29 protein-coding genes are annotated in these 25,803 nt (G+C 64.8%); 21 read left to right on the top strand and 8 right to left on the bottom strand.

Annotation, left to right across the window (positions count from 1 at the left end):
- Positions 1 to 59: 59 nt before the first annotated feature.
- The gene (locus tag K6L26_RS27675; RefSeq protein ID WP_019346584.1) at positions 60 to 1,121 is read right to left on the bottom strand and encodes a ferredoxin--NADP reductase; all 1,062 of its coding nucleotides are present in this window, start codon (positions 1,119 to 1,121) and stop codon (positions 60 to 62) included.
- A gap of 147 nt (positions 1,122 to 1,268) precedes the next feature.
- Here K6L26_RS27675 and K6L26_RS27670 point away from each other — a divergent pair, with 147 nt between their 5' ends.
- The 7 genes from K6L26_RS27670 (at position 1,269) to K6L26_RS27640 (ending at position 7,498) form a co-directional block, all read left to right on the top strand.
- Positions 1,269 to 2,867: a flavin-containing monooxygenase gene (locus K6L26_RS27670; RefSeq protein WP_048896136.1), complete on the top strand. Its 1,599-nt coding sequence runs from the start codon at positions 1,269 to 1,271 to the stop codon at positions 2,865 to 2,867.
- Positions 2,867 to 3,670, top strand: coding sequence for a mycofactocin-coupled SDR family oxidoreductase (locus K6L26_RS27665; protein WP_064895905.1), 804 nt, complete (start codon positions 2,867 to 2,869; stop codon positions 3,668 to 3,670). The genes K6L26_RS27670 and K6L26_RS27665 overlap by 1 nt, the downstream gene beginning before the upstream one ends.
- The gene (locus K6L26_RS27660; protein ID WP_064895904.1) at positions 3,667 to 4,500 is read left to right on the top strand and encodes a mycofactocin-coupled SDR family oxidoreductase; all 834 of its coding nucleotides are present in this window, start codon (positions 3,667 to 3,669) and stop codon (positions 4,498 to 4,500) included. The genes K6L26_RS27665 and K6L26_RS27660 overlap by 4 nt, the downstream gene beginning before the upstream one ends.
- An 8-nt stretch (positions 4,501 to 4,508) precedes the next feature.
- Positions 4,509 to 5,303 carry an SDR family NAD(P)-dependent oxidoreductase gene (locus tag K6L26_RS27655; RefSeq protein WP_064895902.1) on the top strand — a complete coding sequence of 265 codons (795 nt, stop codon included), beginning with the start codon at positions 4,509 to 4,511 and terminating at the stop codon, positions 5,301 to 5,303.
- Positions 5,304 to 5,372: 69 nt separating this feature from the next.
- Positions 5,373 to 5,867, top strand: coding sequence for a nuclear transport factor 2 family protein (locus tag K6L26_RS27650; protein WP_064895900.1), 495 nt, complete (start codon positions 5,373 to 5,375; stop codon positions 5,865 to 5,867).
- A 9-nt stretch (positions 5,868 to 5,876) separates the two neighbouring features.
- The gene (locus K6L26_RS27645) at positions 5,877 to 6,653 is read left to right on the top strand and encodes a hypothetical protein (protein ID WP_064895898.1); all 777 of its coding nucleotides are present in this window, start codon (positions 5,877 to 5,879) and stop codon (positions 6,651 to 6,653) included.
- Between the two features lie 2 nt (positions 6,654 to 6,655).
- Positions 6,656 to 7,498 (top strand): SDR family oxidoreductase, encoded by an 843-nt coding sequence (locus tag K6L26_RS27640; protein ID WP_064895896.1) that lies wholly within the window; start codon positions 6,656 to 6,658, stop codon positions 7,496 to 7,498.
- Positions 7,499 to 7,504: 6 nt separating this feature from the next.
- Here K6L26_RS27640 and K6L26_RS27635 read toward each other — a convergent pair whose 3' ends face one another.
- Entirely contained in the window at positions 7,505 to 8,359 is an 855-nt protein-coding gene (locus K6L26_RS27635; protein ID WP_064895894.1) for an IclR family transcriptional regulator, read from the bottom strand.
- 85 nt (positions 8,360 to 8,444) lie between these two features.
- Between K6L26_RS27635 and K6L26_RS27630 the strand changes: the two genes are divergently transcribed.
- The gene (locus K6L26_RS27630; protein ID WP_043371061.1) at positions 8,445 to 9,089 is read left to right on the top strand and encodes a TetR/AcrR family transcriptional regulator; all 645 of its coding nucleotides are present in this window, start codon (positions 8,445 to 8,447) and stop codon (positions 9,087 to 9,089) included.
- On the opposite strand, the gene K6L26_RS27625 is transcribed toward K6L26_RS27630, so the two are convergent.
- Positions 9,086 to 9,964 (bottom strand): alpha/beta fold hydrolase, encoded by an 879-nt coding sequence (locus K6L26_RS27625; RefSeq protein ID WP_064895892.1) that lies wholly within the window; start codon positions 9,962 to 9,964, stop codon positions 9,086 to 9,088. The two genes, K6L26_RS27630 and K6L26_RS27625, sit on opposite strands and share 4 nt — an antisense overlap.
- A 243-nt stretch (positions 9,965 to 10,207) precedes the next feature.
- Here K6L26_RS27625 and K6L26_RS27620 point away from each other — a divergent pair, with 243 nt between their 5' ends.
- The 8 genes from K6L26_RS27620 to K6L26_RS27585 are packed head-to-tail and all read left to right on the top strand — an operon-like array spanning position 10,208 to position 19,387.
- On the top strand, positions 10,208 to 10,978 hold the full coding sequence (locus K6L26_RS27620) for an MlaE family ABC transporter permease (RefSeq protein ID WP_048896139.1): 771 nt from the start codon (positions 10,208 to 10,210) through the stop codon (positions 10,976 to 10,978).
- Positions 10,975 to 11,835, top strand: a complete 861-nt coding sequence (locus K6L26_RS27615) for an MlaE family ABC transporter permease (RefSeq protein ID WP_048896140.1) — start codon at positions 10,975 to 10,977, stop codon at positions 11,833 to 11,835. The genes K6L26_RS27620 and K6L26_RS27615 overlap by 4 nt, the downstream gene beginning before the upstream one ends.
- Positions 11,836 to 11,847: 12 nt before the next feature.
- Positions 11,848 to 13,035 carry an MCE family protein gene (locus K6L26_RS27610; protein WP_221852190.1) on the top strand — a complete coding sequence of 396 codons (1,188 nt, stop codon included), beginning with the start codon at positions 11,848 to 11,850 and terminating at the stop codon, positions 13,033 to 13,035.
- Positions 13,032 to 14,063: an MCE family protein gene (locus K6L26_RS27605; protein WP_064895888.1), complete on the top strand. Its 1,032-nt coding sequence runs from the start codon at positions 13,032 to 13,034 to the stop codon at positions 14,061 to 14,063. The genes K6L26_RS27610 and K6L26_RS27605 overlap by 4 nt, the downstream gene beginning before the upstream one ends.
- On the top strand, positions 14,063 to 15,145 hold the full coding sequence (locus tag K6L26_RS27600) for an MCE family protein (RefSeq protein WP_221852188.1): 1,083 nt from the start codon (positions 14,063 to 14,065) through the stop codon (positions 15,143 to 15,145). Before K6L26_RS27605 ends, K6L26_RS27600 begins: the two co-directional genes overlap by 1 nt.
- Positions 15,142 to 16,611: an MCE family protein gene (locus tag K6L26_RS27595; RefSeq protein WP_064895886.1), complete on the top strand. Its 1,470-nt coding sequence runs from the start codon at positions 15,142 to 15,144 to the stop codon at positions 16,609 to 16,611. The genes K6L26_RS27600 and K6L26_RS27595 overlap by 4 nt, the downstream gene beginning before the upstream one ends.
- A complete protein-coding gene (locus K6L26_RS27590) occupies positions 16,608 to 17,819 on the top strand; it encodes an MCE family protein (RefSeq protein WP_064895884.1) in 1,212 nt (403 codons plus the stop codon). The genes K6L26_RS27595 and K6L26_RS27590 overlap by 4 nt, the downstream gene beginning before the upstream one ends.
- Complete coding sequence (locus K6L26_RS27585; protein ID WP_064895882.1) at positions 17,819 to 19,387, top strand: MCE family protein; 1,569 nt, start codon at positions 17,819 to 17,821, stop codon at positions 19,385 to 19,387. The genes K6L26_RS27590 and K6L26_RS27585 overlap by 1 nt, the downstream gene beginning before the upstream one ends.
- A 42-nt stretch (positions 19,388 to 19,429) precedes the next feature.
- Here K6L26_RS27585 and K6L26_RS27580 read toward each other — a convergent pair whose 3' ends face one another.
- Positions 19,430 to 19,942, bottom strand: coding sequence for an Rv2253/PknI dimerization domain-containing protein (locus K6L26_RS27580; RefSeq protein ID WP_064895880.1), 513 nt, complete (start codon positions 19,940 to 19,942; stop codon positions 19,430 to 19,432).
- 142 nt (positions 19,943 to 20,084) lie between these two features.
- Between K6L26_RS27580 and K6L26_RS27575 the strand changes: the two genes are divergently transcribed.
- The 4 genes from K6L26_RS27575 to K6L26_RS27560 all read left to right on the top strand — a co-directional run bounded on the left by K6L26_RS27575 (position 20,085) and on the right by K6L26_RS27560 (position 22,116).
- The gene (locus K6L26_RS27575) at positions 20,085 to 20,465 is read left to right on the top strand and encodes a hypothetical protein (RefSeq protein ID WP_076111975.1); all 381 of its coding nucleotides are present in this window, start codon (positions 20,085 to 20,087) and stop codon (positions 20,463 to 20,465) included.
- Positions 20,431 to 20,886 (top strand): Rv2576c family protein, encoded by a 456-nt coding sequence (locus K6L26_RS27570; RefSeq protein ID WP_109749027.1) that lies wholly within the window; start codon positions 20,431 to 20,433, stop codon positions 20,884 to 20,886. Before K6L26_RS27575 ends, K6L26_RS27570 begins: the two co-directional genes overlap by 35 nt.
- A gap of 100 nt (positions 20,887 to 20,986) precedes the next feature.
- Entirely contained in the window at positions 20,987 to 21,568 is a 582-nt protein-coding gene (locus tag K6L26_RS27565; protein ID WP_081281660.1) for an Rv1363c family protein, read from the top strand.
- A 65-nt stretch (positions 21,569 to 21,633) separates the two neighbouring features.
- Positions 21,634 to 22,116 (top strand): twin-arginine translocation pathway signal, encoded by a 483-nt coding sequence (locus K6L26_RS27560; RefSeq protein ID WP_174551609.1) that lies wholly within the window; start codon positions 21,634 to 21,636, stop codon positions 22,114 to 22,116.
- A 13-nt stretch (positions 22,117 to 22,129) separates the two neighbouring features.
- On the opposite strand, the gene K6L26_RS27555 is transcribed toward K6L26_RS27560, so the two are convergent.
- The gene (locus K6L26_RS27555) at positions 22,130 to 22,456 is read right to left on the bottom strand and encodes a hypothetical protein (RefSeq protein ID WP_019345280.1); all 327 of its coding nucleotides are present in this window, start codon (positions 22,454 to 22,456) and stop codon (positions 22,130 to 22,132) included.
- Positions 22,457 to 22,466: 10 nt separating this feature from the next.
- Entirely contained in the window at positions 22,467 to 22,691 is a 225-nt protein-coding gene (locus tag K6L26_RS27550; protein ID WP_043368386.1) for a hypothetical protein, read from the bottom strand.
- A gap of 96 nt (positions 22,692 to 22,787) precedes the next feature.
- On the opposite strand from K6L26_RS27550, the gene K6L26_RS27545 reads away from it, so the two are divergent.
- Positions 22,788 to 24,035, top strand: a complete 1,248-nt coding sequence (locus K6L26_RS27545) for a TetR/AcrR family transcriptional regulator (RefSeq protein WP_064895878.1) — start codon at positions 22,788 to 22,790, stop codon at positions 24,033 to 24,035.
- Here K6L26_RS27545 and K6L26_RS27540 read toward each other — a convergent pair.
- Both K6L26_RS27540 and K6L26_RS27535 read right to left on the bottom strand, forming a co-directional pair.
- Positions 24,002 to 24,271, bottom strand: a complete 270-nt coding sequence (locus tag K6L26_RS27540; RefSeq protein WP_064895877.1) for a DoxX-related protein — start codon at positions 24,269 to 24,271, stop codon at positions 24,002 to 24,004. The genes K6L26_RS27545 and K6L26_RS27540 overlap by 34 nt on opposite strands.
- A gap of 16 nt (positions 24,272 to 24,287) precedes the next feature.
- A complete protein-coding gene (locus K6L26_RS27535; protein ID WP_019345276.1) occupies positions 24,288 to 25,772 on the bottom strand; it encodes a flavin-containing monooxygenase in 1,485 nt (494 codons plus the stop codon).
- Between the last annotated feature and the right edge of the window lie 31 nt (positions 25,773 to 25,803).

Raw genomic sequence — 25,803 nt, 5'->3', positions numbered from 1 at the left:
GCGTTGACCCTGGCGGCGGGAGCCAATCCCGGTCAGTGGAAAGGTGCCGACCACAGGGGTCAGAATTCGATGTGAATGTGGTCGGAAACCGGCTTGGCCTGACAGCCGAGGATGACGCCGTCGGCGAGATCGTCGGGTTCGAGGATGTCGCAGATGGCCATGTCCACATCACCGCGCACCACGGTGGCCGCGCACGATCCGCACTGGCCCTCTTTGCAGGAATACGGAACATCGACACCCGCTGCGGCCAGGACGTCGACCAGCGTCGCGGATCGGGGCCACCGCAGCTGATGTCGTGTGCCGTCGAGGTCGACCTCGAGGTCTGCGGCATCGGCGTCCTCGGAATCCATTGCCACTTCGCTGGAGTCGTCGAACGGGTCGCCGGACAGCGAACGGAACACCTCGAGATGGATCCGTTCCCGTGGAACACCCGCCTCGGCGAGGGTCTCTTTGACCATCGCCATGAACGGTGCCGGCCCGCAGATGAACGACTCGAAGCCGGCTGACCCGGCGAATACAGTCCGGACGAACCCGCCTAGCTGGGCCCGGGTGGGCAGGCCCTGAATCGTTTCAAGCCAGTGCAGCACCGTCAGCCGACCCGCGTAGCGCGCTGCGAGCTCGCGGAGTTCGGCGGCGAAGATCACCGAACGTTCGTCGCGGTTGGCGTAGCACAGGATCACCCGCCCGGTCCCCGCCGACAACACCGACTTGAGGATCGACATCACCGGCGTGATGCCACTACCGGCCGCCCACAACAGGAAGTCGACATCGAGGCTGGGGGGAGTGAACTGCCCGGAGGGCGGGAGGACCTCGATAGTGTCGCCGACTTTGACGTTGTCGCACAACCAGTTCGAACCGTACCCGTCGACGGTGCGCTTGACGGTCACCTTGGGGGCTGGGTCGGTGTGCGGGGAGCTGGCCAGTGAGTAGCAGCGGGCCACCGATCCGGTCAGCTCACTAGGCACCCGCAAGGTCAGGAATTGCCCGGGACGATAGGAAAACCGCTCCCGCTGGTCCTCGGGGATGGTGAAGACAAGCGAACGTGCGTCAGGACTTTCATCGATGACATCGGCCACCGTGACAAGGACGGCCCGTCTGGTCTGGAGGCTCGCGTCGGTCATGGGCCGAGATTCTGGTGTCAGGAGGCGGTGGCGCCAACCCGCGTCTTCCGGTGGCCGGGACATCGGGCGCGCCGTTCCGGTGACCGGGAATGGCGGGGCTGGACTGCGCGCCGAGCGCCTACCGTACGCCGGGTGAGCAGTGGATCGATGAGCGTCGTAGATGTGGTAGTGGTGGGCGCCGGCTTCGGCGGCCTGTACGCGTTGCACAAGTTTCGGTCGCAGGGCCTGTCGGTACGAGTCTTCGAGGCCGCGCCGGAAGTGGGCGGCACGTGGTACTTCAATCGCTACCCGGGTGCGCGGTGCGACGTCGAGAGCGTCGACTACTGCTACTCGTTCTCCGACGAACTCCAGCAGGAGTGGACGTGGACCGAGAAGTACGCCACCCAAACTGAAATTCTGGAGTACATCAACTGGGTCGCCGACAAGCTTGATCTGCGCCGCGACATCACGTTCGAGACCAGGGTGAGTTCGGTGGTGCTCGACGAGCGGGCGCTGCGCTGGACCGTGACCACCGATGCCGGCGAGGCGATCGATGCGCGGTTCGTGGTCATGGCCACGGGCCCGCTGTCGGCTGCGATGACCCCCGACTTCCCGGGTTTGGAAACCTTTGCCGGGGACATCTACCATACCGCGCACTGGCCCCACGAGGACGTGGATTTCACCGGCAAACGCGTCGCCGTGATCGGCACCGGATCGTCGGGTATCCAGTCCATCCCGCTCATCGCTGAACAAGCCGAACAGCTCTACGTGTTTCAACGGACGCCGAATTACAGTGTGCCGGCCGGCAACCGGCCCCTGGCCGCTGACGAGATCGCGGAGATCAAAGCCAACTACGCCGAGCGGCGCCGGATGTCGTGGCGCAGCGGTGGCGGCTCGCCACACGTCGCGCACCCCAAATTGACGATGGAAGCCACTCCCGAGGAGCGCGAGGAGGCCTTCGAAAAGCGCTGGGATCTGGGCGGTGTGCTGTTCTCGAAGACGTTCAGTGATCAGATGATCTCCCTGGAAGCCAACGAAGAAGCCCGAAAGTTCTACGAGAACAAGATTCGTGCCGTGATCGACGACCCGGCAGTGGCCGAGCTGCTGATCCCTGACGATCATCCGATCGGAACCAAACGGATCTGCACCGATACCAACTATTTTCAAACCTTCAACCGCCCGAATGTGGAGCTGGTCAGCGTTCGTAGGACGCCGATCGAAACGATCGACGAAGCGGGGATCACCACGTCCGACGCGCACTATGACATCGATGCGTTGGTGCTGGCCACCGGATTCGACGCGATGACCGGCGCCCTGGCAAAGGTCGACATCCAAGGCCGAGGCGGCAAAAAACTGGTCGATGACTGGGCTGACGGGCCGCGTACTTATCTGGGTCTGGGCGTCGACGGGTTCCCCAACCTGTTCCTGGTGTCCGGACCCGGTGCCCCTGCGGTGCTGGCCAACATGGTTCTGCATGCCGAAGCCCACGTGAACTGGATCTCCGAGGCCATCGCCCATCTCGACCAGAACGGTTATGCCGCAATAGAGCCGACGGCTGACGCCGTGGACAGCTGGATGGCGGAGTGTGCCCGGCGCGCTGAAGCGACGCTGTTCACCAAGGCCAACTCTTGGTACATGGGCGCCAACGTGCCGGGCAAGCCCCGAATGTTCATGCTGTTCATCGGCGGCTTCGGCACCTACCTGGACATCTGTAACGAGGCAGCGGCGGACGGATACAAGGGGTTCGATCTACTGAAGGCGCCATAGTGCCGGAGCTGACAGATCAGGTCATCCTGGTAACCGGGGCGGCCAGCGGCACCGGGCGGGTGCACTGTGAACGTTTCGCCGACGCCGGGGCGGACGTGATCGCGCTGGACCGTCCCGATGCTGTCGACGGCCTCGGTGAGACGGCTGACGGGGTGCGACGGCGTGGCCGGCGATGTGCCACTCGGACAGCAGATATCAGCAGTCTCGCCGAGGTCGCATCCGCGGTCGATTCGGGCGTGAATGAGTTGGGCCGCCTCGACGTCATCGTCGCCAATGCGGGTATCCACACGCCGAACAGGCCGGCGTGGGAGGTCAGCACCGAGGAATGGCAACGCAATCTGGATGTCAACCTGACCGGCGTCTGGCACACGGTCAAGGCCGGCGTGCCCCAACTTGGGCCCGACGGAGGGGCGGTGGTGATCATCAGCTCCACCAATGGCTTGCGCGGTACTTCCGGCACTGCGCCTTACACCGCTACCAAACATGCGGTGGTGGGATTGGCCCGCACCCTCGCCAATGAACTTGGACCACAACGTGTCCGGGTGAACACCGTGCATCCCGGCGCGGTGGCGACCCCCATGGTGCGTAATCCCGCCACCTACAAAAGACTGCGGCCGGATCTGGACAGTGCCACCGAGGCCGATGCGATCGAAGTGCTCACCGCCCGGAACCTCATCCCGGTGCCGTGGGTCGAACCCGTTGACGTGGCCAACGCCGCCGTGTTCCTGGCCTCCGATCAGGCCCGCTACATCACCGGCGCCCAACTTGTGGTCGACGCAGGCCTGACCCAGAAGACGACATGAGCGGTCGACTGACGAACAAGATCGCGCTGATCACCGGTGCTGCGCGGGGCATCGGCCGGGCGCAGGCAGTGCGCTTCGCAGAGGAAGGTGCGGACATCGTCGCAGTCGACGTGTGTGGGCCGATCGACACCGTGCACGTGCCGCACAGCACAAGGGACGATCTTGCGGAGACCGTCCGCCTCGTCGAGCAGGCCGGCGGACGGATCGTCACCGAGATCGCCGACGTCCGTGACCGGGACGCGCTGCAGCACGCCGTCGGCCGCGGGGCCGCCGAGCTCGGTGGAATCGACATCGTCTGTGCCACAGCGGGAGTTACCTCGCGGGGCAATGCCGTCGAGCTCTCCGAGGCCGCGTGGCGGACCATGCTCGACGTCAATCTCACCGGAGTGTGGAACACCTGCACAGCCTCGGCGCCACATCTGATCAGCCGTGGCGCAGGGTCGATGGTGCTGGTCAGCTCGATCGCGGGACTTCGAGGGCTGATCGGGGTCGCCCACTACACCGCCGCCAAGCACGGTGTCGTCGGGCTGATGCGCAGCCTTGCCCACGACCTGGCGCCACACAACGTCCGGGTCAACTGCGTCCACCCGACCAATGTCGACACACCCTTGATCCAGAACGACCTGGTGCGCAGCGGGTTCCGGCCAGACCTGGACCGTCCACCGACCCGCGACGAATTCGCAGCGGCCGCAACCACAATGAATCTGCTCGCCGTCCCGTGGGTGCAGGCGGTCGATGTCGCGAACGCAAGCCTGTTTCTGGCATCCGACGAAGCCCGCTATATCACCGCGGTCAGCCTGCCGGTGGATGCCGGAAGTACCCAACGCTAGGAGGGAACATGACTGATTTGGCCAAGTACGGGCCGTGGGCCGTCATCGCCGGAGGTTCCGAAGGTGTGGGCGCCGAGTTCGCCCGCCAGCTCGCGGAAGCCGGGTTCAATCTCGTCCTGATCGCCCGCAAGCCCGGACCGCTGTCCGATACCGCTGAGCAATGCCGTGACCTTGGTGTCGAGGTGCGTGCAATCTCGGTGGATCTGCTGGACCCGCAGTCAGTTTCGCGGATCGCTCAAGACACCGCTGATCTCGAGGTAGGGCTGCTGATCTACAACGCCGGTGCGAGCACGTGCAACGAGTTGTTCCTCGATACCGACCTTGCCGAGTTTCAGAAGGTCACCGACCTCAACGTGACCCGGATGCTTGAGCTGGTGCAGCACTATGGGCGTCTGATGGCCGACCGCGGCCGTGGCGGCATCATGATCGTCGGTTCACTCTCGGGCTACATGGGTTCCTGGCGGCACTCCATCTATGCCGGGGCCAAGGCGTTCTCCCGGATGTTCGCCGAAAGCTTGTGGCTGGAACTGCGGGAACGCAACGTCGACGTGCTGGAGCTGGTGCTGGGCGTGACCCGCACCCCGGCGATGGAGCGGGTAGGGCTGAACTTCGATGCGCCCGGGATCCTGGTCAACGAGCCGGCGGAGGTAGCCGCGGAGGGGGTGGCCCACCTCGCGGATGGTCCGGTGTGGGTGGCCGGGGGTAATGCGGACAGCGCCGAGGCCAACAGTGCTCCCGACAGGGCGCGTGTGGTGCTGGAAACTCATCGGGCGATCGCGGCGCTCATCGAGGGAGCACGCTGACCGTGCGTTTGGGTCTGCCGACGCCAGTGGTGGTCGACTGGCCAGGCTGCGCGACATACAGGAGGAGCTATGAGCACCGATAAACAGATTCTCACTCGGCTGCAACGCCTCGAAGATGAACTGGCAATCGCGAAACTGCTTGCCTCGTATGGTCCGTCGGTGGATGCCGGCAACGCCGACAATGCCGCGGAAATGTGGGCGACCGACGGAACATACGACGTCGAGGATTGGCTGATGTCCGGCCGTAAAGGCGTGCACGACATGGTCAGTTCGGCGAGCCACCAGGACCTCGTCGCCTCAGGTTGTTGCCATTTCCTCGGGCCTGCGGTGGTCACGGTTGTCGGCGACACCGCTGTCGCGGTCTGTGAATCGCTGGTCCTCTTGCGCGACGGCGAATCCGGGTATCGAGTGTGGCGGGCGACGGCCAACCACTTCGCATTGGAGCGCCGTGGCGGGCAATGGCAGATCACGATGCGTACCAGCCGGTTGCTCAACGGGAACCCATACGCGCACACTCTACTCAACCTTGGATTGGCGGGAGCGCCCGTCCCCGAGCAGATCTGAGAACGCGCCATGTCCGCTACCGCATGCCCGCTGGTGTTCTTCTCGTTCGTCTCACTCGGCGACGGGGGAGCCGAAGAACATCGACGCTACAACGAATGGCATCAACTGGACCATCGCCCGGAGAATCTCGCTCTACCCGGAATCGCCTGGGGCGACAGGTGGAGCCGTCCTGCTGCGTGTCGTGAGGTCTCTACGGCCGAGCCCAGCCAGGCCGACACCGACTATGTCGCGATGTACTGGTTTCGGTCGCCGGTGGAAGAATCGGTACGCGAGTGGGAGCAACTCGGTGCCGATTCTTTCCAGTGGGGTCGCGGGCCGATGATCCCCGGAGTGCGTCGCACGGTGCTGGCGTTCTTCCGGCCGGTCAAGGGCTACGCCGCGGCGTCGGCGCTGGTGTCGCCGGGGGTGATCCCGTACCGGCCCAACCGCGGGCTGCACCTGACCATGACCCGGTTCACCGAACCCTACGGCGCGGACGCCCACGAGCACCATCAGTGGGAGGACCGAGTGGCGATTCCGGCCTTGCTGGAGTTGAGCGGTGTGGCAGGGGCGTGGACTTTCGCGCTGGACCACCACCAGAACAATGGGCTGGGGCTCCGATCGGGCGCGGCAGCCGCAGATCCGCCTGGCGGTATGCGCATCCGACTGCTGTACCTCGATGACGATCCAGTCGGCATCACCGGTCGGATCAGGGAACGGCTGGCCGACAACGGGTCTCAAAACGTACCAGGGGAGTGTGTGATCGATACGCCGCTGAACACGATCGTCCCCTGGCAGGACTGGTGAACATGGGTACCTATGCGGTGACCGGATCGGCGTCGGGAATGGGTCAGGCGGCGGCGCGGCGATTGCGGGCCGACGGCAACCGCGTGATAGGCGTCGATCTGCGTGACGCGGAGGTGATCGCTGACCTGTCGACACCACAGGGCCGTTCGGAAGCTGCCGCGAAGGTGCTCGAGTTGTGCGAGGGGCGACTCGACGGGGCGATCATGGCCGCCGGGGTGGGTCCGCTTCCGGACCGCGACGCCGTGCCGCTGATCCTATCGGTCAACTACCTCGGCGTGGTCGAGCTACTGAAGAAGTGGCGGCCCGCGCTCGCGGTTGGTGGCCAGGCAAAGGTTGTTGTCGTCGGCAGCAATTCGAGCAGCACCATGCCGATGGTGCCGCTGAGTGCGGTGCGGGCCCTGTTGGGTGACGATCTCGGCCGCGCGCTCAAGATCCTGCGTCGGTATCGTGCGGTCGCGCCGTCGCTGGCCTACGGTGCATCGAAGATCGCGGTGGCACGATGGGTGCGGCGCACTGCGGTCCAGCAGAGCTGGGCGGGCGCCGGCATCCGACTGAACGCCGTTGCTCCAGGGGCGATCCGAACGCCGCTGCTGGAGAAGCAGCTGGCCTCTCCGCGTGAAGCCAGGGCGGTGCAGTCGTTCCCGGTCCCCGTCGGCAGCTTCGGCGATCCGGAGCATATTGCCGCATGGATGGTCTTCATGCTTTCTGACACAGCTGAGTTTCTTTGCGGCAGCGTCATCTTTGTCGATGGCGGATCGGATGCTTACTTCCGGTGGGCGGACTGGCCGCGGCGGGTACCCACATACCGGCTTCCTCAGTACGCCCTCAGATATCTCCGGCGCTAGCTTGTGTCACCTACCTCCACCGGCCGCTGCCACGGTGGTCTCACCAAGCCGATGGACCATGGCCGGCGTGACCGCGCGATGAGCCGCGCGCGCCTGACGTGCCCCATTGCGCGGTACGTCTGACACGCTGTGGCAGATCGCCCAGGCGGCGCTGTGAACGGCGGCCGCCACGGGCTCGATGCGCGTCGATTTGGCCGGCCCGCACAGTGACAGCGCGAATCGGTTGCCGCCCTCGTTCAGGCTGATGGGAGCGGCGACGACGGTGACACCGGGCTCACAACCCTCCACGTCGACCGCGACTCCGCCACGGGCGCGCACCGCGGTCAGGTGTCGACCTAACTCCGCTCGGTTGCGAACTCCGTACGGCGCGGACACCGCGTAACGCAACTCCGGCCAGGCTGATTCGTCCATCTGGGCCAGGAGCGCGCGGCCGGCAGCGCTCTGTTCAACGGGCTGCTTGAAACCCACCTGCCAGCATTTTCCGGTACTCGGCCAGATCCCGAAGCGTTCGATGTGGAGCACGTGGGTATCCGCCAGGACGCTGAGATGAGCGGTCAGTCCGGTGCGCCGGTGCAGGTCGGCCATCACCGGCAGCGCCGCCTCGGGCACCCGATGTAACCGCTTTGCCTGACAACCCAGTTCGAACAGCTTTGATCCAAGCGCGTATCCGGTGCCTTGGCGTTCGATCCAGCCCAGCTGGACCAGGCTTTGCAGGATGCGATGTGCCGATGAGCGAGGCACGTTCGAGTGCCGGGTGATCTCAGCCAGCGTGGGTGCTTGCCGCGCACCGAAGACGTCCAGAAGTGCGGCCACCCGGTTCAGCATCGCTATGGGAGCTGCGTCGTCATCTGACGTTGGCACAACACCCTCCAAACCTGTCATACTCTGCATATGTGTCACAACATGACAGGTGTGAGTCTAGGCACAACCCGGCGGCGAAGTAAAGATGGCCAGGGGTAGCGGGCCGACGCTCACAGAGCGTCGCGCAGAGGCATTGCGACTGGACATCGCCCGGACGGCGCGCGATATCTTCATCGCCGACGGCGACACCACCGCGACGGTCGAGCGCATCTGCGCCGAAGTCGGCATCGCGACGCGAACCTTCTACCGTCACTTCCCCGTCAAGGAAGACGTCCTGGGTCCACTGTTCCGGCGCAGCGAGAACCACATGCGTAGCCTGTTGACCTCTGCTGCAGCGGATTCCGATCCGGTCGAGGTTCTCGTCGATATGTTCACCGCGGAAGTCCGGCAGCGCAGGACAGCCGACGTCCAGCACCGCGAGTCCGTTGAGATCGGACGGAAACTGATGGCGCTGGTCGCCGAGACTCCGCAGTATCGCCTGCGATGGCTGGACTGGAGTGCCACCCTGGCCGACTCCATCACCGAGTTCCTGGCGCGCCATTTCGAACTCGGGGACGACGAGTTCGCCCGAGCGCTACCGAGCAGGCTCATCATCCACGTCAGTGGCAATGCCTACATCTGGTGGACGGACGCCAAAGAACTGCACGAACTCGATGAGTTGGTGGCTGCGCACCGGTCGGGAATCGGCATGGTGTTGTCCGGCCTGCAGCGATCGGGCCGTAGCCGTTAGTCCCTGGTCAGGAAGCCGGTGACCACGGATTCGAAGGCGGCCTTCGCCTCGATCATGGCCCAGTGCCCGCAGTTGGGGAACACGTGAAGCTCGGCGTTGGGAATGGTGCGCATCGGAATCAGCGACATGTCCAGTGGGCTCACCCGGTCATCGCGACCCCACGTCAAAAGCGTTGGCGCAGAAACCTTGTGCATTCGTGCCCATGGCATGGGCAGATCCGATGCAGCCATTGACGCCATCATGGCGGCGAACGCCGCTTTTCCGTACATGCGGCGTGCGGCAGCCAACGTCTCCGGGTCGGTCGCCAGGGCCCAACGCTCCTCGATCAATTCCTCGGTGACCAATGCCCGGTCATAGACCATGGAATTGAGCCAGTCGATCAGGCGTTGCCGGGTAGGGTCCTCGGTGAACTCCTGAAGCAGGCGGATCCCTTCGCTGGGGCCGGGAGAGAAGATGGTGGTACCGATTCCGCCGATCGTCACGAGACGACCCACCCGTTCGGGTGCGTTGATCGCCGTGTTGATGCCGACGCCTCCGCCCATGGAGTTGCCGACGATGTCCACCCGGTCGACACCCAGCGCATCGAGGAAAGGGGTCACCGCGCCCTGAGCGGTGACCATGGGGTGCCCGCCCCAGTCATCCGAGACGCCGAAGCCGGGGAACTCCAGCACCAGACACCGGAATTGTTGAGAGAACGTCGGCAGCACGCCGCGGAAATTGCGCCAGCCCGTGACCCCCGGGCCCGATCCGTGCAGGAACAGCACGGTAGGGCCGCGGCCGACATCGTAGTAGCGCAAAGCGCCTGCGGGGGTCTGGATTTCACGGAGAGTGTCCGTGGTACCGGCTCCGTCGGTGACCGAAACAGAATTCGACACGGCGTTTTCTTTCCTGTGGCTGACTTGTCGCACACAGCCTCACACGGGGGTGTGGGGTGTGGCAACGGCATGTTCCGCTGACCGGGTCAGCGGCGGGTTTTGACGGCCTCGAAGGCAGATTCCCGGTGGGTGGGACACGTGGTGGCGCGGCTGCTGGCGAACTGTGATCGTTCCCGGTCGAAGCGTGTGGTCCGGGTCATACCAACCCACGGATGTGATTCAGGCAAAGAACGGAGAATCGGGATGTTGCAGCGACAACTCGCCGGCCCACTCGAGGGGGTGGGTGGGTTGTTCGCCATGTCGGTGGATGCCGCCAGATTCGTGGTGCGCAGCCCCTTCCAATGGCGCGAGTTCCTAGACCAATCCTGGTTCGTGGCAAGGGTTTCGATGGCGCCGACGCTGTTGGTGGCGATCCCGTTCACCGTGCTGGTGAGCTTCACCTTGAACATCCTGCTGCGTGAACTCGGTGCGGCCGACCTGTCGGGCGCGGGTGCGGCCTTCGGCGCGGTTACCCAGGTCGGGCCGATGGTGACGGTGCTGATCGTGGCCGGCGCAGGCGCCACCGCGATGTGCGCCGACCTCGGTTCGCGCACCGTCCGGGAAGAGATCGACGCCATGGAGGTGCTGGGCATCAATCCGATCCAGCGGCTGGTCACTCCCCGGATGCTGGCCTCGGGCCTGGTGGCGCTGCTGCTCAACAGCGTGGTGGTCATCATCGGAATCCTTGGCGGATACCTGTTTTCGGTGTTCGTCCAGGACGTCAACCCCGGTGCGTTCGCGGCGGGTATCACCCTGCTCACCGGTATCCCGGAGGTCGTCATCTCTTGCGTCAAGGCGGCATTGTTCGGGCTCATCGCCGGATTGGTGGCCTGCTACCGCGGGCTGACCGTCTCCGGTGGCGGTGCCAAAGCGGTGGGTAACGCTGTCAACGAAACTGTGGTGTACGCCTTCATGGCGTTGTTCGTGGTCAACGTGGTGGTCACCGCCATCGGCATTCAGATGACGACGCGATGACGGGGGCATCGGCCGTACTTCAATCGGTCTATCCGCGGCTGTCCCGGGCCGCGCGACGGCCCGGAGCCACGTTGAGCGGCATCGGTGACCATGTGCTGTTCTACGGCCGGGCACTGGCAGGCATGCCGCACGCTGCGGTGCACTACCGCAAAGAAGTGGTCCGCCTGATCGCCGAGATCTCAATGGGCGCGGGAACCTTGGCCATGATCGGCGGCACGGTGGTGATCGTGGGGTTTTTGACCCTGGCCACCGGCGGCGTGCTGGCCATCCAGGGCTACAGCTCGCTGGGCAACATCGGCATCGAAGCACTTACGGGCTTCCTGGCCGCCTTCATCAACGTCCGGATCTCGGCGCCCATCGTGGCCGGCATCGGTCTGGCAGCCACGTTCGGTGCCGGCGTCACCGCCCAGCTCGGGGCGATGCGCATCAACGAGGAGATCGACGCGCTGGAATCGATGGCGATCCGGCCCGTCGAGTATCTCGTGTCCAGCCGGATCGTGGCCGGGATGATTGCCATCACCCCGCTGTACTCGATCGCGGTGATCCTGTCGTTCGTGGCCAGTCAGTTCACTACGGTCGTGCTGCTCGGGCAGTCCGGTGGCCTGTACGGGCACTACTTCAGCACGTTCCTCAATCCGATCGACCTGCTCTGGTCGTTCCTGCAGGCGCTGCTGATGGCATTGGCGATTCTGCTCGTGCACACCTACTTCGGCTTCTTCGCCACCGGCGGCCCGGCCGGGGTCGGCGTCGCCGTCGGCAATGCGGTCCGGACGTCCCTGATCGTCGTCGTCTCGATCACGCTGCTGATCTCGCTGGCCGTCTACGGCTCCAACGGCAACTTCAACCTCTCCGGCTAGAGAAGGCATCTGATGTCACACGACGCTAAACGTCTTCTGACGGGATTGACCACGGTGGTGGTGATCGCCGCGATCATCACCGGCGCCATCGTGCTGTTCCGCGGTGGGGTGGCACCCACCGCTGCGGTGACCGTCCTCTCGCCGCGGGCCGGTCTGGTGATGAACCCGGAGGCCAAGGTCAAACTGCACGGTGCGCAAGTCGGCAAGGTCGTCGCAATCGAGACGCTGCCGGACGGGCAGGCGGCTCTGCACCTCGCGATGAATCCTGATGACCTGCAGCTGATTCCGGAGAACACCGGCCTCGAGATCGCATCCAGCACGGTGTTCGGTGCCAAATTCGTCCAACTCATCCCGCCGGCGGAACCGTCGTCGGCATCGATGTACGCGGGCCAGGTGCTCGATGCGAGGCACACCACCGTCGAGATCAACACGGTGTTCGAGCAACTGGTGTCGGTGCTGGCACAGATTCAGCCGGAAAAGCTGAACGAGACCTTGGGAGCGATGGCTCAGGCGATCGACGGCCGCGGTGACAAGATGGGACAGACCTTGGTCGATCTGGAGGCCCTGCTGGCGAAGATCGCCCCCAGTCTTCCGACGATGAGCCACGAGATGGCCGTGGCACCACAGGTGTTCAACGCATACGCCGATGCCGGACCAGAACTCATGGACACCGTGCGCAACGCGACCAAGCTCAGCGACACGCTCGTCGAGCACCGAAACGATCTGGATGCGTTGCTCGTCAGCGCGATCGGACTGGCTGATGTCGGCACTGACGTGGTGGGCAGCAACAGCGCCGCCATCACCGATTCCATGCGGCTGCTGGCGCCGACCACCAATTTGACCAATCAGTACAACGCGGCACTCAACTGCGCGCTGAAAGGCATGGAGCCACTGGCGATGGGGCCGCCGCAGCCGCTACCCGGCGTCATGCTGCTGGACTCGTTCCTGCTGGGCACCGAGCGTTATCGCTACCCGGGCAACCTGCCGAAGGTCGCCGCCACCGGCGGCCCGCAGTGCCAGGGCCTGCCCGAGGTCGGATTCGAGAAGCGGCCGCCGTTCATCGTGACCGATATCGACGCCGACCCGGCGCAGTACGGAAATCAGGGGATCCTGTTGAACTCCGACGCGCTCAAGCAAGCGCTGTACGGCCCGCTTGACGGGCCACCACGCAACACCACCCAGATAGGACAACCGGGATGACGCGCAGCCGCGGCACCGCCGTCAAGTTCGGCGTGTTCGGAGTGACGATGTTGCTCCTGACCGGAGCCCTGTTCGCCATCATGGGTCAGTACCGCACCGGGGCGACCAACGGCTACTCGGCCGTGTTCGCCGATGCGTCCAGCCTGAAAGCCGGCGACTCGGTGCGGGTGGCCGGAATCCGCGTCGGCACCGTCAATGATGTTGCGCTGCAGCCTGACAACACGGTGCTGGTCCACTTCGATTCCGACCGGGAAGTTGTGATGACCACCGGCACCAAGATCGCGGTGCGCTATCTGGATCTGGTCGGCAACCGTTACCTCGAACTGCTCGACGGCCCAGGATCTACCAAGATCCTGCCGGCCGGCTCCCAGATCCCGCTCGACCGCACTGAGCCGGCGCTGGATCTCGACCTGCTGCTCGGTGGGCTCAAGCCGGTGATCCAAGGTCTCAACGCCCAGAACGTCAACGCCTTGACCAACTCACTGATCCAGATTCTGCAGGGACAGAGCGGCACAGTGGAATCGCTGCTGTCCCACACCACTTCGTTCACCCAGGCGCTTGCCGACAACGGGCAGACGGTCCAACAGCTGATCGACAATCTGAAGGCCACCGTGGCAACGGTGGCCAAGGACGGCGACAAGTTCTCCGGCGCCGTCGCCCAACTGCAACAGCTCGTCACCGGTTTGGCGCAGGAAGGCGATCCCATAGGCGAGGCCATCACCGCCCTCGACAACGGCACGGCGTCGCTGACCGACCTGATGACGCAGGCCCGGCCGCCCCTGTCCGGCACCGTGGATCAACTAACCCGCCTGGCACCGTTGCTCTCGAACGAAGACGACATGGCGCGGATCGACCTCGCGTTGCAGAAGGCACCCGGGAACTACCGCAAGCTCGTCCGGTTGGGGGCCTACGGCAGCTTCATCAACCAGTACCTGTGCGGCATGAACGTCAGGGTCACCGACCTGCAAGGGCGCACCGCGTACTTCCCGTGGATCATGCAGAACACCGGACGCTGTGGGGAGCCCTGATGCTCAAATACCGTGGATCGCACCTCATCCGGAGCGGACTCATCGGCATCGTGCTGATCGCGATGATCATCGCGGTCGGACTGCAGCCGCAGGCATTGTGGTCGTGGGCCACATCGGTCAAATACCACGCGCTGTTCGCCGAGGCGGGTGGGCTCACCACCGGTAACGACGTCAAGATCTCCGGCGTCACGAAGGGCCTGGTCACCGATGTCAGCCTGAGCCACGGCAAGGCGCTGGTGACCTTCACGCTGGACAGCAAGGTGCGCCTGGGCTCCGACACCACCGCCCACATCCGCACCGGGACGATGCTCGGTGCGCGCATGCTCACCCTGGAACCCGCCGGAGCCGGGACGATGCGCGCCTCGGACACGATCCCCGTCACCAGGACGGCGTCGCCCTACTCGCTGACCAACGCCGTGGGTGACTTCACGAACAACACGGCAGGCACCGACACGGCGGCACTCACTCAGTCACTGGATACCTTGTCGGACACCATCGATCGCATTGCGCCGCAGCTGGGGCCGACGTTCGAGGGCCTGTCCCGGTTGTCGGAAACACTGAACAGCCGTAACGAGTCCCTGTCCGACCTGCTCAATAGCGCCGCCGAGGTGACCGGCATCCTGTCGAAGCGCAGCGATCAGGTCAATACGCTGCTACTGGACGCGAACGCGCTGACCGGGGTGCTGGACCAGCGCCGGTACGCGATCGTCAACCTGCTGGCCAACACCTCGGCGCTCTCCCAGCAGCTCACCGGGCTCGTCCATGACAACGAAGAAGAGCTGGCCCCTACCCTCAAGCAGCTCAACTCGGTCACCGCGATGTTGGAGAAGAACCGCGACAACATCGCCGAAGCGATGTCGGGTCTCGCCAAATACCAAGTAACCCAGGGCGAGTCGGTGAACAACGGCTGGTACTACAACGCCTTTGTCGGCAACCTCCTGCCGGCGCAGACACTTCAGCCCTTCCTCGACTACGCGTTCGGATTCCGGCGCGGCGTCAACGCCGGCCAACCACCGGACAATGCCGGACCGCGCGCGGAGTTCCCCTGGCCCCACAACGGCATTCCCGGAGGAAGTCGATGATCGCCCGCAACCGGAAAAGGATCAGCCGCGCCGTGCTGGTGCTGCTTGCTGCACTTGCCCTGGCCGGCGCGGTGATCATCGTGCGGCAGACGGCCTTCAAGCCCACCACCATCACCGCGTACTTCACCTCGGCCACCGCGATCTATCCCGGCGACGAGGTTCGCGTCGCGGGGGTCAAGGTCGGGTCCATCAAGAGCATCGAACCGGTCGGCGGGCAGGCTCGGATCACCCTTGCCGTCGATCACGGCGTGAAGATCCCGGCCGACGCCAAGGCAATCCTGATGGCACAGAATCTCGTCGCGGCCCGGTACGTTCAACTGGCCCCGGCCTATGAAGATGTCGGGCCGACGATGGACGACGGTGCGCAGATCGGGGTCGAACGGACCGCGGTGCCCGTCGAGTGGGACCAGGTCAAGGACCAGTTGATGCGGTTGGCAAGCGATCTGGGACCGATCAACGGGGCTTCGGGCACATCGCTGAGCCGATTCGTCGACAGTGCTGCCGCAGCCATGGACGGCAACGGTGAGAAGCTGCACGAGGCGATCAGCCAGTTGTCCGGTGTGGCACAGATTCTGGGGCGGGGCAGCGGCGACGTTGTGAGCATCATCAAGAACCTGCAGGTCTTCGTGACCGCGCTGCGCGACAGCAACGCCCAGATCGTGGAGTTCCAAGGGAAACTGGCCAGCGTCACCAGCGTGATCGATGACAGCCGGTCCGATCTGGACGGTGCCCTGACGAATCTGGCGGATGCCGTCGGCAACGTTCGCCGGTTCGTCGCGGGCAGCCGGGACCAGACCGCCGAGCAGTTGCAGCGGTTGAACAACGTCACACAGAACCTGGTGGACAACAAGATCAAGCTTGAGAACCTGCTGCATGTCGCACCGAACGCCATCGCCAACGGCTACAACATCTACAACCCGGACAGCGGCACCGCCGTTGGTGCGTTCGCACTTTCGAACTTCTCCGATCCGGTATCGGTGGTGTGTTCGGCGATCGCGGCGGTGAAGAACGCCACGGCCGCCGAATCGTCCAAACTGTGTGCGCAGTACCTAGGGCCCGCCCTGTCGTTGATCAACTTCAACTACATGCCGATGCCGTTCAACGCCTATCTGCGGAAGGCGCCGAGCCCGGAGAACCTGGTGTACACCGACCCCAACCTGGCACCGGGCGGAGCAGGTGGCCGCCCCCAGCCCTACGCGGATCAGCCGCCGGCGGTGTCGGCGTTCACCGGTGCCGGCGACGTCGCGCCTCCGGCCGGATGGGGTGCACCCCCGGGGCCTTCAGGTGCCTACGCGCCGAACGGTTTCCCGGCGAATCCCGCGCCCGCGTTGTACCCCGGAGCGCCGGTCCCCGCAGGCGTACCGGCCGCAGCGACGGACCAGTCACCGAAGACATTGCAGGACATGCTGCTTCCTGCCGAAGCCGCACCCAACCCCGCACCGCCGGCACCAGGAGGCACCCCATGATCCCTCGGCGGTCACTGACCCGCTTTGTTGCGGTAGCCGCCTGCTCGGCGGCGACCCTGACCGGCTGTGCATTCCACGGGTTGAACTCACTGCCGCTGCCCGGCACCGTCGGGCGCGGGGCCGACGCGACGACCTATCACGTCGAACTCGCCAACATCGGTACCTTGGAAGCGAATTCACCGGTGATGATCGGTGACGTCATTGTCGGCAGCGTAGCCCGCATGGTGGTGAAGGGCTGGCACGCGGATGTCGAGGTATCCGTCAAGCCCGACGTCGTGGTCCCCGCCAATGCGGTCGCCACCGTGGGACAGACGAGCCTGCTGGGTTCCATGCACGTGGCGCTCGACCCTCCGCTCGGGCAGACCCCGTCGGGACGACTGGCCCCGGGGGCCACGCTCGAGCTCAATCAGACGTCGACATACCCGTCGACCGAACAGACCTTGTCGTCGCTGTCGGTACTCGTCAACGGTGGCGGTCTGGGCCGGATCGGTGACCTGGTCACGGAATTCAACGCCGCGCTCAATGGCCGCGAAGACAAGATCCGCGACCTGCTCACCCGGCTCGACGACATCGTCGGCATGTTCGCCAACCAGCGTGACGACATCAACGCCTCCATCACGGCCCTGAACCGCCTTGCCGGCACTCTTTCCGGTCAGCAGGAGGTCATCACCACCGCGTTGCAACGGATCCCTCCCGCGCTGGACATCCTGGTCAAGGAACGTCCCCGCATCACCACGGCATTGCAGAAGTTCGGTCAGTTCAGCGACACCGCAACCCAACTCGTCCACGCCACCCGCGACGACCTGCTGACCAACCTGCGCAACCTCGAACCGACGGTGCGGGCACTCGCCGACGTCGGGCCGAACCTCGGCACGGTGCTGGCATACGCTCCGGGATATCCCTACCCGCAGAACTTCATCGACCGGGCGATCCGCGGCGACTACCTCAACCAGTTCATCACCTTCGACTTCACCGTCCCGCGCCTGAAGCGAGGATTGTTCCTGGGCACCCGATGGGGGCAGGAGGGGTTGCCTCTGACGCCGGCGCCGGGTGACCCGTGGTTCGCCAACTACACCAAAGACCCGCTGGGCATGCCGTTGACTCCGCCGCCTCCGGCAGCGGTGGCCACGATGCCGCCACTGGTCGACTCCGCCCCACAGGAGGGGACACCGACAGACCCCGCAGCACCCAACGAAGGTGGCAACTGATGCTCACCCGTTTTGTCCGAATCCAGCTGGCCATCTTCGCGGTGGCGTCGGTGATCGGCATGGCCCTGATGGGCGTCGTCTACCTGCAGGCCCCGACACTGTTGGGCATCGGCCGGATGACGGTGACCCTGCAACTGTCCGGAACCGGTGGGCTGTACCAGTTCTCGAACGTCACCTATCGCGGCGTGCAGATGGGCAAGGTCACCGAGGTGCGGCCCACTCGTGAGGGGGCCCAAGCCACACTGTCGCTGAACACTTCACCGAAGGTGCCCGCGGACCTGCACGCCGCGGTGCTCAGTGTTTCGGCAGTGGGCGAGCAGTACGTCGACTTACAGCCTCGCACCGATTCTGGGCCGTACCTGCATGACGGATCGGTGATCCCGGTGTCCGACACGTCGATCCCGCAGGCCGTGGGGCCGATGCTGGATCAGGTCAGCGCTTTGATGGGCAGCATCCCGAAAGACAAGATCAGCCCGCTGCTCGACGAAACCTTCAAGGCATTCAACGGCACCGGAACCGACATGGGGGCAATGCTGGATTCGTCGTCGAGACTGATCGCGGAAGCGAACGCCGCATCTGACCAGACCCGTGCGCTGATCGAAGACGGAGCACCGCTGCTCGACGGGCAGGCCGAATCGGTCGATGCGATTCGCACCTGGGCCCGCAGTATGGCCGGAATAACGAAACAGGTCACCGAGGACGATCAGCATGTCCGTACCCTGCTCAAAGACGGGCCCGGCACCGCCGACGAGGCCTCGCGCTTGTTCAATCAGGTCAAGCCGACCCTGCCGCTGTTGCTGGCCAACCTCACCAGCCTGGGACAGGTCGGGGTGACCTACCACCCCTCGCTGGAGCAGCTGCTGGTATTGCTGCCGCCGTCCATCGCGGCAACGCAGTCATACGGTGCGCCGAAGAACAACCCGACCGGAATGTCCTTGGGCGACTTCACCCTTACGATGGGCGACCCGCCGGCGTGCACCGTCGGATTTCTGCCGCCGTCCGCTTGGAGGTCGCCGGAGGACACCAGCGATATCGACACGCCCGACGGGTTGTATTGCAAGCTGCCGCAGGATTCCCCGATCGGTGTCCGCGGGGCGCGCAACTACCCGTGCATGGGCAAGCCGGGCAAGAGGGCGCCCACGGTAGAAATCTGCAACAGTGACCAACCTTACGAGCCGCTGGCGATGCGCCAGCACGCCCTCGGTCCGTACCCGATCGACCCCAGTCTGCTCGCGCAGGGAATCGCGCCGGATTCCCGAGCGGAACGGGATGCATTCATCCACGGCCCGGTAGAAGGAACGCCGCCGCCGCCGCCGGCGCAGGCGCCGGCTCCCGCGGAGGCTCCGGCTGAGGCTCCGCCGGAAGAGGTGCCGCCGAGCGATGGCGGAGCGCCCACTGTAGCCCCGAGTGCATTCGCTCCCAACGTATCTGGTGGGCCCTCGGTGGCGGTGGCGACTTACGACCCGCGGACGGGTCGGTACGCCACTCCGGACGGAAAGGTGTACCGGCAGACCGACCTGGTGCCGCCGTCGGGCGACCGGACGTGGAAGAACCTGTTCACTACCTGATCTGGCTGCCCCACCTGGCCGGGCCGCTGAAAAGCGGTCCGGTCAAGAGGCTTTCACGAGTTTGAACGGCATCGTGATGAAGACGACTCTGCTGCTGCCACACGATCCACTGACACCGGTCGTCGAATCCTCACCCAACAGCGTCGTCGACGACGGATCGGTTGCGGTGGCGTCCTTGTTGGATGGGAAGAACCGGTACACCTGCAGTCCCGGGCCGGCGGTCCCGTCGCCGCAGGGCTGCCAGTTGTCCACGGTCTTCTTGACGTACCAGACGCCGCTCTTCTTGTAGATGGGTGCGCTCCAGCCCCAGTCGGTGTCGACCGTGCCGGTGCACTCACTCGGGTAGCTGCACGTCGTCGAGATCGTCCAGGTGCCACGGATACTGGCCTCGTCGTGGAAGATGTCGTTCGTCTTGGCCCACTCGCCGTTCGACGTGGCGATGTAGGTGCCGTTGAGGCCCCAACTCGGAGATGCGGTGGCGACGGGACTGCTCGTGGCGCCTACCGCGGCGGTGATGAGTACCCCTGCGCCGATGAATGCCGTTGACATCCGCATGACCTGCTCCTCTGGACACGGGCCACGGATGGTCGCCGTGGCAAGTGCTCACTGTGCAACTTCTGCCGCGCATTGACGGAGAATGTCCCACCTAGTGGGCCATATCCCGGAATCCGGATTCAGCCGTGCCACAGTGTCGTCCGTGCGGATACCGGTAGCAGCGATGGCAGGGCTGTTCGTCGTGGCGGCAATGATCGCGCCCGCGCCGGCGAACTCAGAACCTGTCGGCTGTAGTGAACCCTCGTGCGTACCCGGGATCACCGGCGGCGTCGTTCTCGGCGCCCCGTGCTCCGATACGACGTACTACGTCTTCGGCACCACATCGTGGGGCCGCCTGGTCTTCTGCGGGTCACCGCGCCGCTACGAGCCGCGCTACTTCCGGTCACCGCCTTTGAAGGGCATCCGCGAGGAGAACACACCATGTACCGGCTTCGAGAATTCTGTCGCGCAGGCGCCCGACGGGCTGTTTCTCAGTTGCGTGACAAGCGATGGCACGAGCAGGTGGCTTCGTGGTGACCTCTGAGTCGGGCCGCGCGGTCGGCGCGCTGCTTGCCGCAGTCCTCGGCACCGGCCTGGCGTGCGCGCCATCGGCCCATGCGGACGACGGGCCGATGCTGCATCGCGTGACCTACACGGTGACCGCCGAGCAGCCGACGGCCGTCGGGATCTATTACCGCGACGTCGATCCGCCGACGTGGGCCGATTACAGCCACAACCCGTACGAGTTCAGCCCGAAAGACGATCTCACCCTGGAGCCGGGCAAGCCCTGGATCCGCGAAACCACGCTCGCCGACCCCATGCGGTGGGCGATGGTCACCGTCACCACAGCTGGGCTGGCTCCGCAGGAGGCCTCCACCCTGCGCTGTGAACTGGCCGTCGACGGCACCGTCGTCCACCGTGCCGCCGGCTCCAAGGGCGCGTTGTGTTCGCTGCGGAACTGGTGAAGTACTGCCTCAGCCGGGATCTGTCCGCTGGGTGGGACAACGGCGTCGACGCGTAATGCTGTCGCATTAGCGTCCCGCCGAGACCAATCGGAGGTGCACCATGCGGTTACTCAGCCGCCCCGACCAAGCGACCGGGACAGCCGTCCTCGACGATGCCGAGGATCAAGCGCCGGGCGCGGGCGAAAAGCACCGTCGACGCCCGAAACTCACGGCGGTGCTCGCAGGTATCGCCATCCTGCTCAGCGCCGGTTTGCTGGCCGTCAGCGGCTACATGATGTGGTTCGTGCATCGGGCCGACGGCGAGCAGCAGCGACGCGCGGAGTTCTCCGCGGCGGCATCGCAAGCTGCCGTCACGTTGATGTCGATCGACAGCGCCAAGGCCCAGGACAACGTCAAGCAGATCGTCGACAACTCGACCGGGCAGTTCAAAGAGGACATCGAATCGTCGGCCGCGGATCTGGTGAAGGCCGCACAGGATTCGAAGGCCACCACCAAGGCGACGGTGCGGTCCGCTGCGGTGCAGTCGATGGGCACAGATTCCGCCGTCGTGCTCGTCAGTACGGCGACCACCGTCAGCAACTCGACCGGAGCGAATCAACAGCCGAGAAACTGGCGGCTGAGCGTCACCATGGTGCAGGACGGAGGACAGATCAAGATGTCGAAGGTGGAGTTCGTCCCGTGAGTACCAGCGCAGCCGAGCCTGAGGTCGAAATCCCTTCGAGCACCGAGCACCGGTGGACTCATCGTGTGGCACAGCGCTGGCGCCCGATCGCGGTTGTTTGCGTACTGCTCGCTTCTGCGGGCTCGGCCGCAGCTCTCTACTTCGGTGCGTATCGTGCCGAGCATGCCGCTGCGGCGGCTTCGACGACTGTAGTGGAGGCGGCTTCGGAAGGTTCTGTGGCGTTGTTGTCCTATGCGCCGGCGAGCTTGGACCAGGACTTCGCCACCGCGAAAGCAAAACTGACCGGTGACTTTCTCACCTACTACAGCGAGTTCGCGGACAAGTTCGTCGCGCCGGCGGCCAAGCAGAAAGATATCCAGGCGACCGCGTCGGTGGTTCGCGCGGCCGCGGTCGACGTGCGGCCCGACACCGCGGAGGTGTTGGTCTACCTCAATCAGGCGACAACCAGCCGCGACAATCCCGAACCGGCACAGGCGGCCAGCGCCGTGAAGGTCGGACTTACCAAAATCAATGGCAGCTGGCTGATTTCGTCCTTCGACCCGATCTAGCCACGTATCTGGACTAGTGCGTCTCGCGATTCGGCAGCAGTGTTTCGTGTGCCGAGGATGTCGCTGCCCGGAACAGCACCGCGATCAAAGCCAGGGCTCCCAGTGCCGCGATCGGGATGGTCCACAACCGACGTGTGGTCAGGGCCGATCCACACTTGTCCACGTACTCCTGGCCGGCGGCGTTGGCCTGCACCAGGTGGGCGCTGTACCCGGAACCGCACGGAATCTGCATGCCGAACTGGTCGAAGTCGTCCAGGTAGACCGGCAGGCTCAACAGGTAGAGCCCGAGGCCCAACACCACGGCTCCGGCGATGCCGATATAGACGGCGCGAAAACTCACCGTTCCCCCTTCAGGTCATGCAGACGTCGGTGAACAACAGCACCGGCCACGAGACGATCGCCCCCAAAAAGGACACCACGGCGTCGAGGCCGCCCATCGATTGCAGGTGGTCGGTGTGCGTGCCGGACCAGAAAGTGCCGATCACCAGATACGGCACCCCGAGCACCACAGCTACGACGATCAGTTCGCCGACGGCGACGCGGTAGGCCAGCAACCTCCGCAACTTGGCAAGCAATGGACCCCCATCTGAACATATTGCCGTCTATGTTAATGACCATTCTCTCCCTAACTACCATTTTGACCATGCTGTTCGGTCCGTTAGTGTGACGGAATGGCGCGCATCTCGCCCCGGTCGGTCGACAGTGGTGCCAACGGTGTGCGACGCCGACCGAAAGACCGAAAGGCCCAGATAGCGCGGGCGTCGGCGGAGTCGTTCAGTGCGCTGGGATACCACGGTGTGAGCATGGAGGCCATCGCCTCGCGGGTAGGGATCTCCGCGGCGGCGTTGTACCGGCACTATTCGAGCAAGTACGAATTGTTTCGCGACGCCGTGCTCAACCTCAGCCAGCAACTTGTCGACGGGACGGCGTTCGCCGATGAGGCCGACGGGGACCCGCGCGACCAGTTGCGCAGGCTGGTCGCCGCGCTCAGCGACACCGCCTTGGTGAACCGGGAATCCGGAGGCCTGTACCGCTGGGAGGCGCGATATCTGCGCGGCGACGACCAGAGCACCCTCGACGCCCAGGTGCGTACCGTGCACCGCCGGATCCACCGGCCGCTGATGGAACTGCGGCCCGAACTCAGTTCGCGGGCCCGGTGGACTCTGTCGACTGCGGTCCTCGGCGTGATCGGCAGCGTCGTCGATCACCGGTCCAAGTTGCCGGCCGGTCAGATCCGGGCGCTGCTGGCCGAGATTTGCGACAGCGTGCTGGACGCCGAACTGCCCGAGTTTCCGAACGAGACCGACCCCGTCATCCCGACTCCGCCGGCCGTCAACGCGACGAAATATGAAGCGCTGCTGACGGAGTCGATGCGGCTGTTCAATCAGAACGGCTATCGCGACACCACCATGGAAGATATCGCCGCCGCGGTCGGCATGCCGGCCTCGGGGATCTATCGGTACTTCTCCGGCAAGTCCGACATCTTGGCCGCCGGATTTCGCCGCGCCGCCGACCGGCTCTCGGCAGACATGTCGGAAGTCCTCGGAGCGTCCCAGGACCCGGAGCAGGCGCTCGGTGCGCTCATCGACGGCTATGTGGCTCGCTCGTTCGACCGCCCCGAACTGGACTACGTCTACTACACCGAGCGCCTGAACATGACGCCCGCCGACCAGAAAATTCTGCGCGACCTGCAGCGAGCGGCCGTGGAATCGTGGGTCGAGGTGGTGATGCCCGTGCGCCCCGGTTGGAGTGCGGCGCAGGCGCGGTTCGCGGTTCATGCCGCGATGGCCTTGGTGATCGACTTGGGCCGGCTCATGAACTATCAGAATTCGGAGCAGGCCCGAGCCGTCGTCGCCGTCATGATCGATCTGACCCTGTTGGGCCGTTACCGGTTGCGGACGGCGTTGCCGGCCAGGTAGGCCACGTAGCCGAGGGTGCCGATCTTGGCCAGCTTGCGGGTTTTGGGCAGCAGCAGGCCCAGGCCGATCGCCGTCTCGATGCCGCCGTTGGCGTAGATGTGCGCCCTTGTGTCCTTGGGGAACGCCGGCTTGGTGATCGATTCGAACAGCTGCGGCTTCACGAAATGTGAGATACCGGCGCCGGCCACGCTGAGACCGACGAGCTTGGCCAGCGTGGAGTTCTTGCCCTCTGACATGTGTGATCCTCTCTGATCAGGCAAATGTGTAGTCGCTCAACGGGAATCGTGAAGCTTCGGCGACGGCCCGGCGGGTCGTCATCGGCCGGAGCAGCGTTGCCTCGCCGCTCGGATTGAAATAGTACGACCGTGCCGATGAGCAGTTTCCGAGGGTGAACAACGAGTCGCCCAGCAACTCTGTCATCCGGTCCAGGTACCGGCTGTTGGCTTGCTCGGTGACCTCGAACCTCGACGCGTTTCGGCGCTTGAGTTCGCCGAACAACCGGTCCATCAACCGCATCTGATACTCCATCGTGTTGAAGAAGTTCAGACCCAGGAACGCATATGGGCTCGCCAAGCTCAGGTAATTCGGGAAATGCGGCATCGATACGCCCTGATAGGCCTGGAACCGCGTTTCCCGCCACCACTTCCCGAGGTTGCGGCCCTCGCGTCCGATCACCTCGATGGCCGGGAAATTGGCGTCCCACAGATCGAACCCGGTAGCCAGCACCAGTGTGTCGATTGTGGTCCGGGTGCCGTCGGCGTTGACGATGCCGTCGGCTTCGACTCGATCGATGCCGTCGGCTTGCAGGTGAACATGAGGCTTGGTGAAGGCGCGGTAGTAGCCGTTGGAGAACGTCGGACGTTTGCAGCCGAAGTCGTAGTCGGGTGTCAGCTTGCGGCGCAGCTCCGGATCGCGGATCGAGAGGAACCGGTGCAGCTTGGCCACGTCGGCCGCGGCGATGTTGAACCGGCGAAAGTACCGGTGTTTTAGCACCGCGGTGTCGACCATGAAGGCGTAGACGGCGTCGGTGACGGCCCGGATCGCGCGTTGCGTGGCCGGCACGCGGGCGAACATCCGACGCACCTGCGACGGGAACTTCAGGTCGATCTTGGGCACGACCCAGATCGGGGTGCGCTGGTAGACCGTGAGGTCGGCGGCTTTTGCGGCCAACTCGGGAATGAGCTGGACGGCGGTGGCACCCGTGCCGATGATTGCGACGCGACGGCCGGTGGCGTCGTAATCGTCGTCCCAGTCAGCGGTGTGGATGACCTTGCCGGCGAAGTCGCCGATGCCAGGGATGTCGGGCGTGTGCGGCTGGGACAAAAAGCCGGTGGCAGTGATCAGGAAGCGCGTATTCAGCGCATCGCCACCGGAGAGGTCGACGCGCCAGCGCAAGGACTCCTCGTCCCAGCAGGCGCCGTCGACGGTCGTGTTGAACCGGATGTGGCGACGCACGTCGTATTTGTCGGCGACCTCGTCGGCATACTGCTTGATCTCGGTGCCGGTCGAGAACAGCCGTGACCAGTTCGGATTCGGCTCGAAGAAGTACGAGTACGTGGTGGTGGGCACATCGACGGCCAGGCCGGGGTAGTGGTTGACGTACCAAGTGCCGCCCAGATCGTCCTCGCGGTCGAGGATCACGAAGTTCTCGATGCCCAGCCGTTTGAGCTGGATGGCGGCGCCGATCCCGGCGAATCCCGCGCCGACGATGACCGCCTCGTATTCCCCCGGGCTCATGCTGCAGACAGTACCGCAGGTACCGGGTACT

The sequence above is a fragment of the Mycobacterium farcinogenes genome (genome assembly GCF_019739075.1).
In the GTDB taxonomy this organism is placed as follows: domain Bacteria; phylum Actinomycetota; class Actinomycetes; order Mycobacteriales; family Mycobacteriaceae; genus Mycobacterium; species Mycobacterium senegalense.
This window is presented reverse-complemented; position numbering and strand designations above follow the sequence as displayed.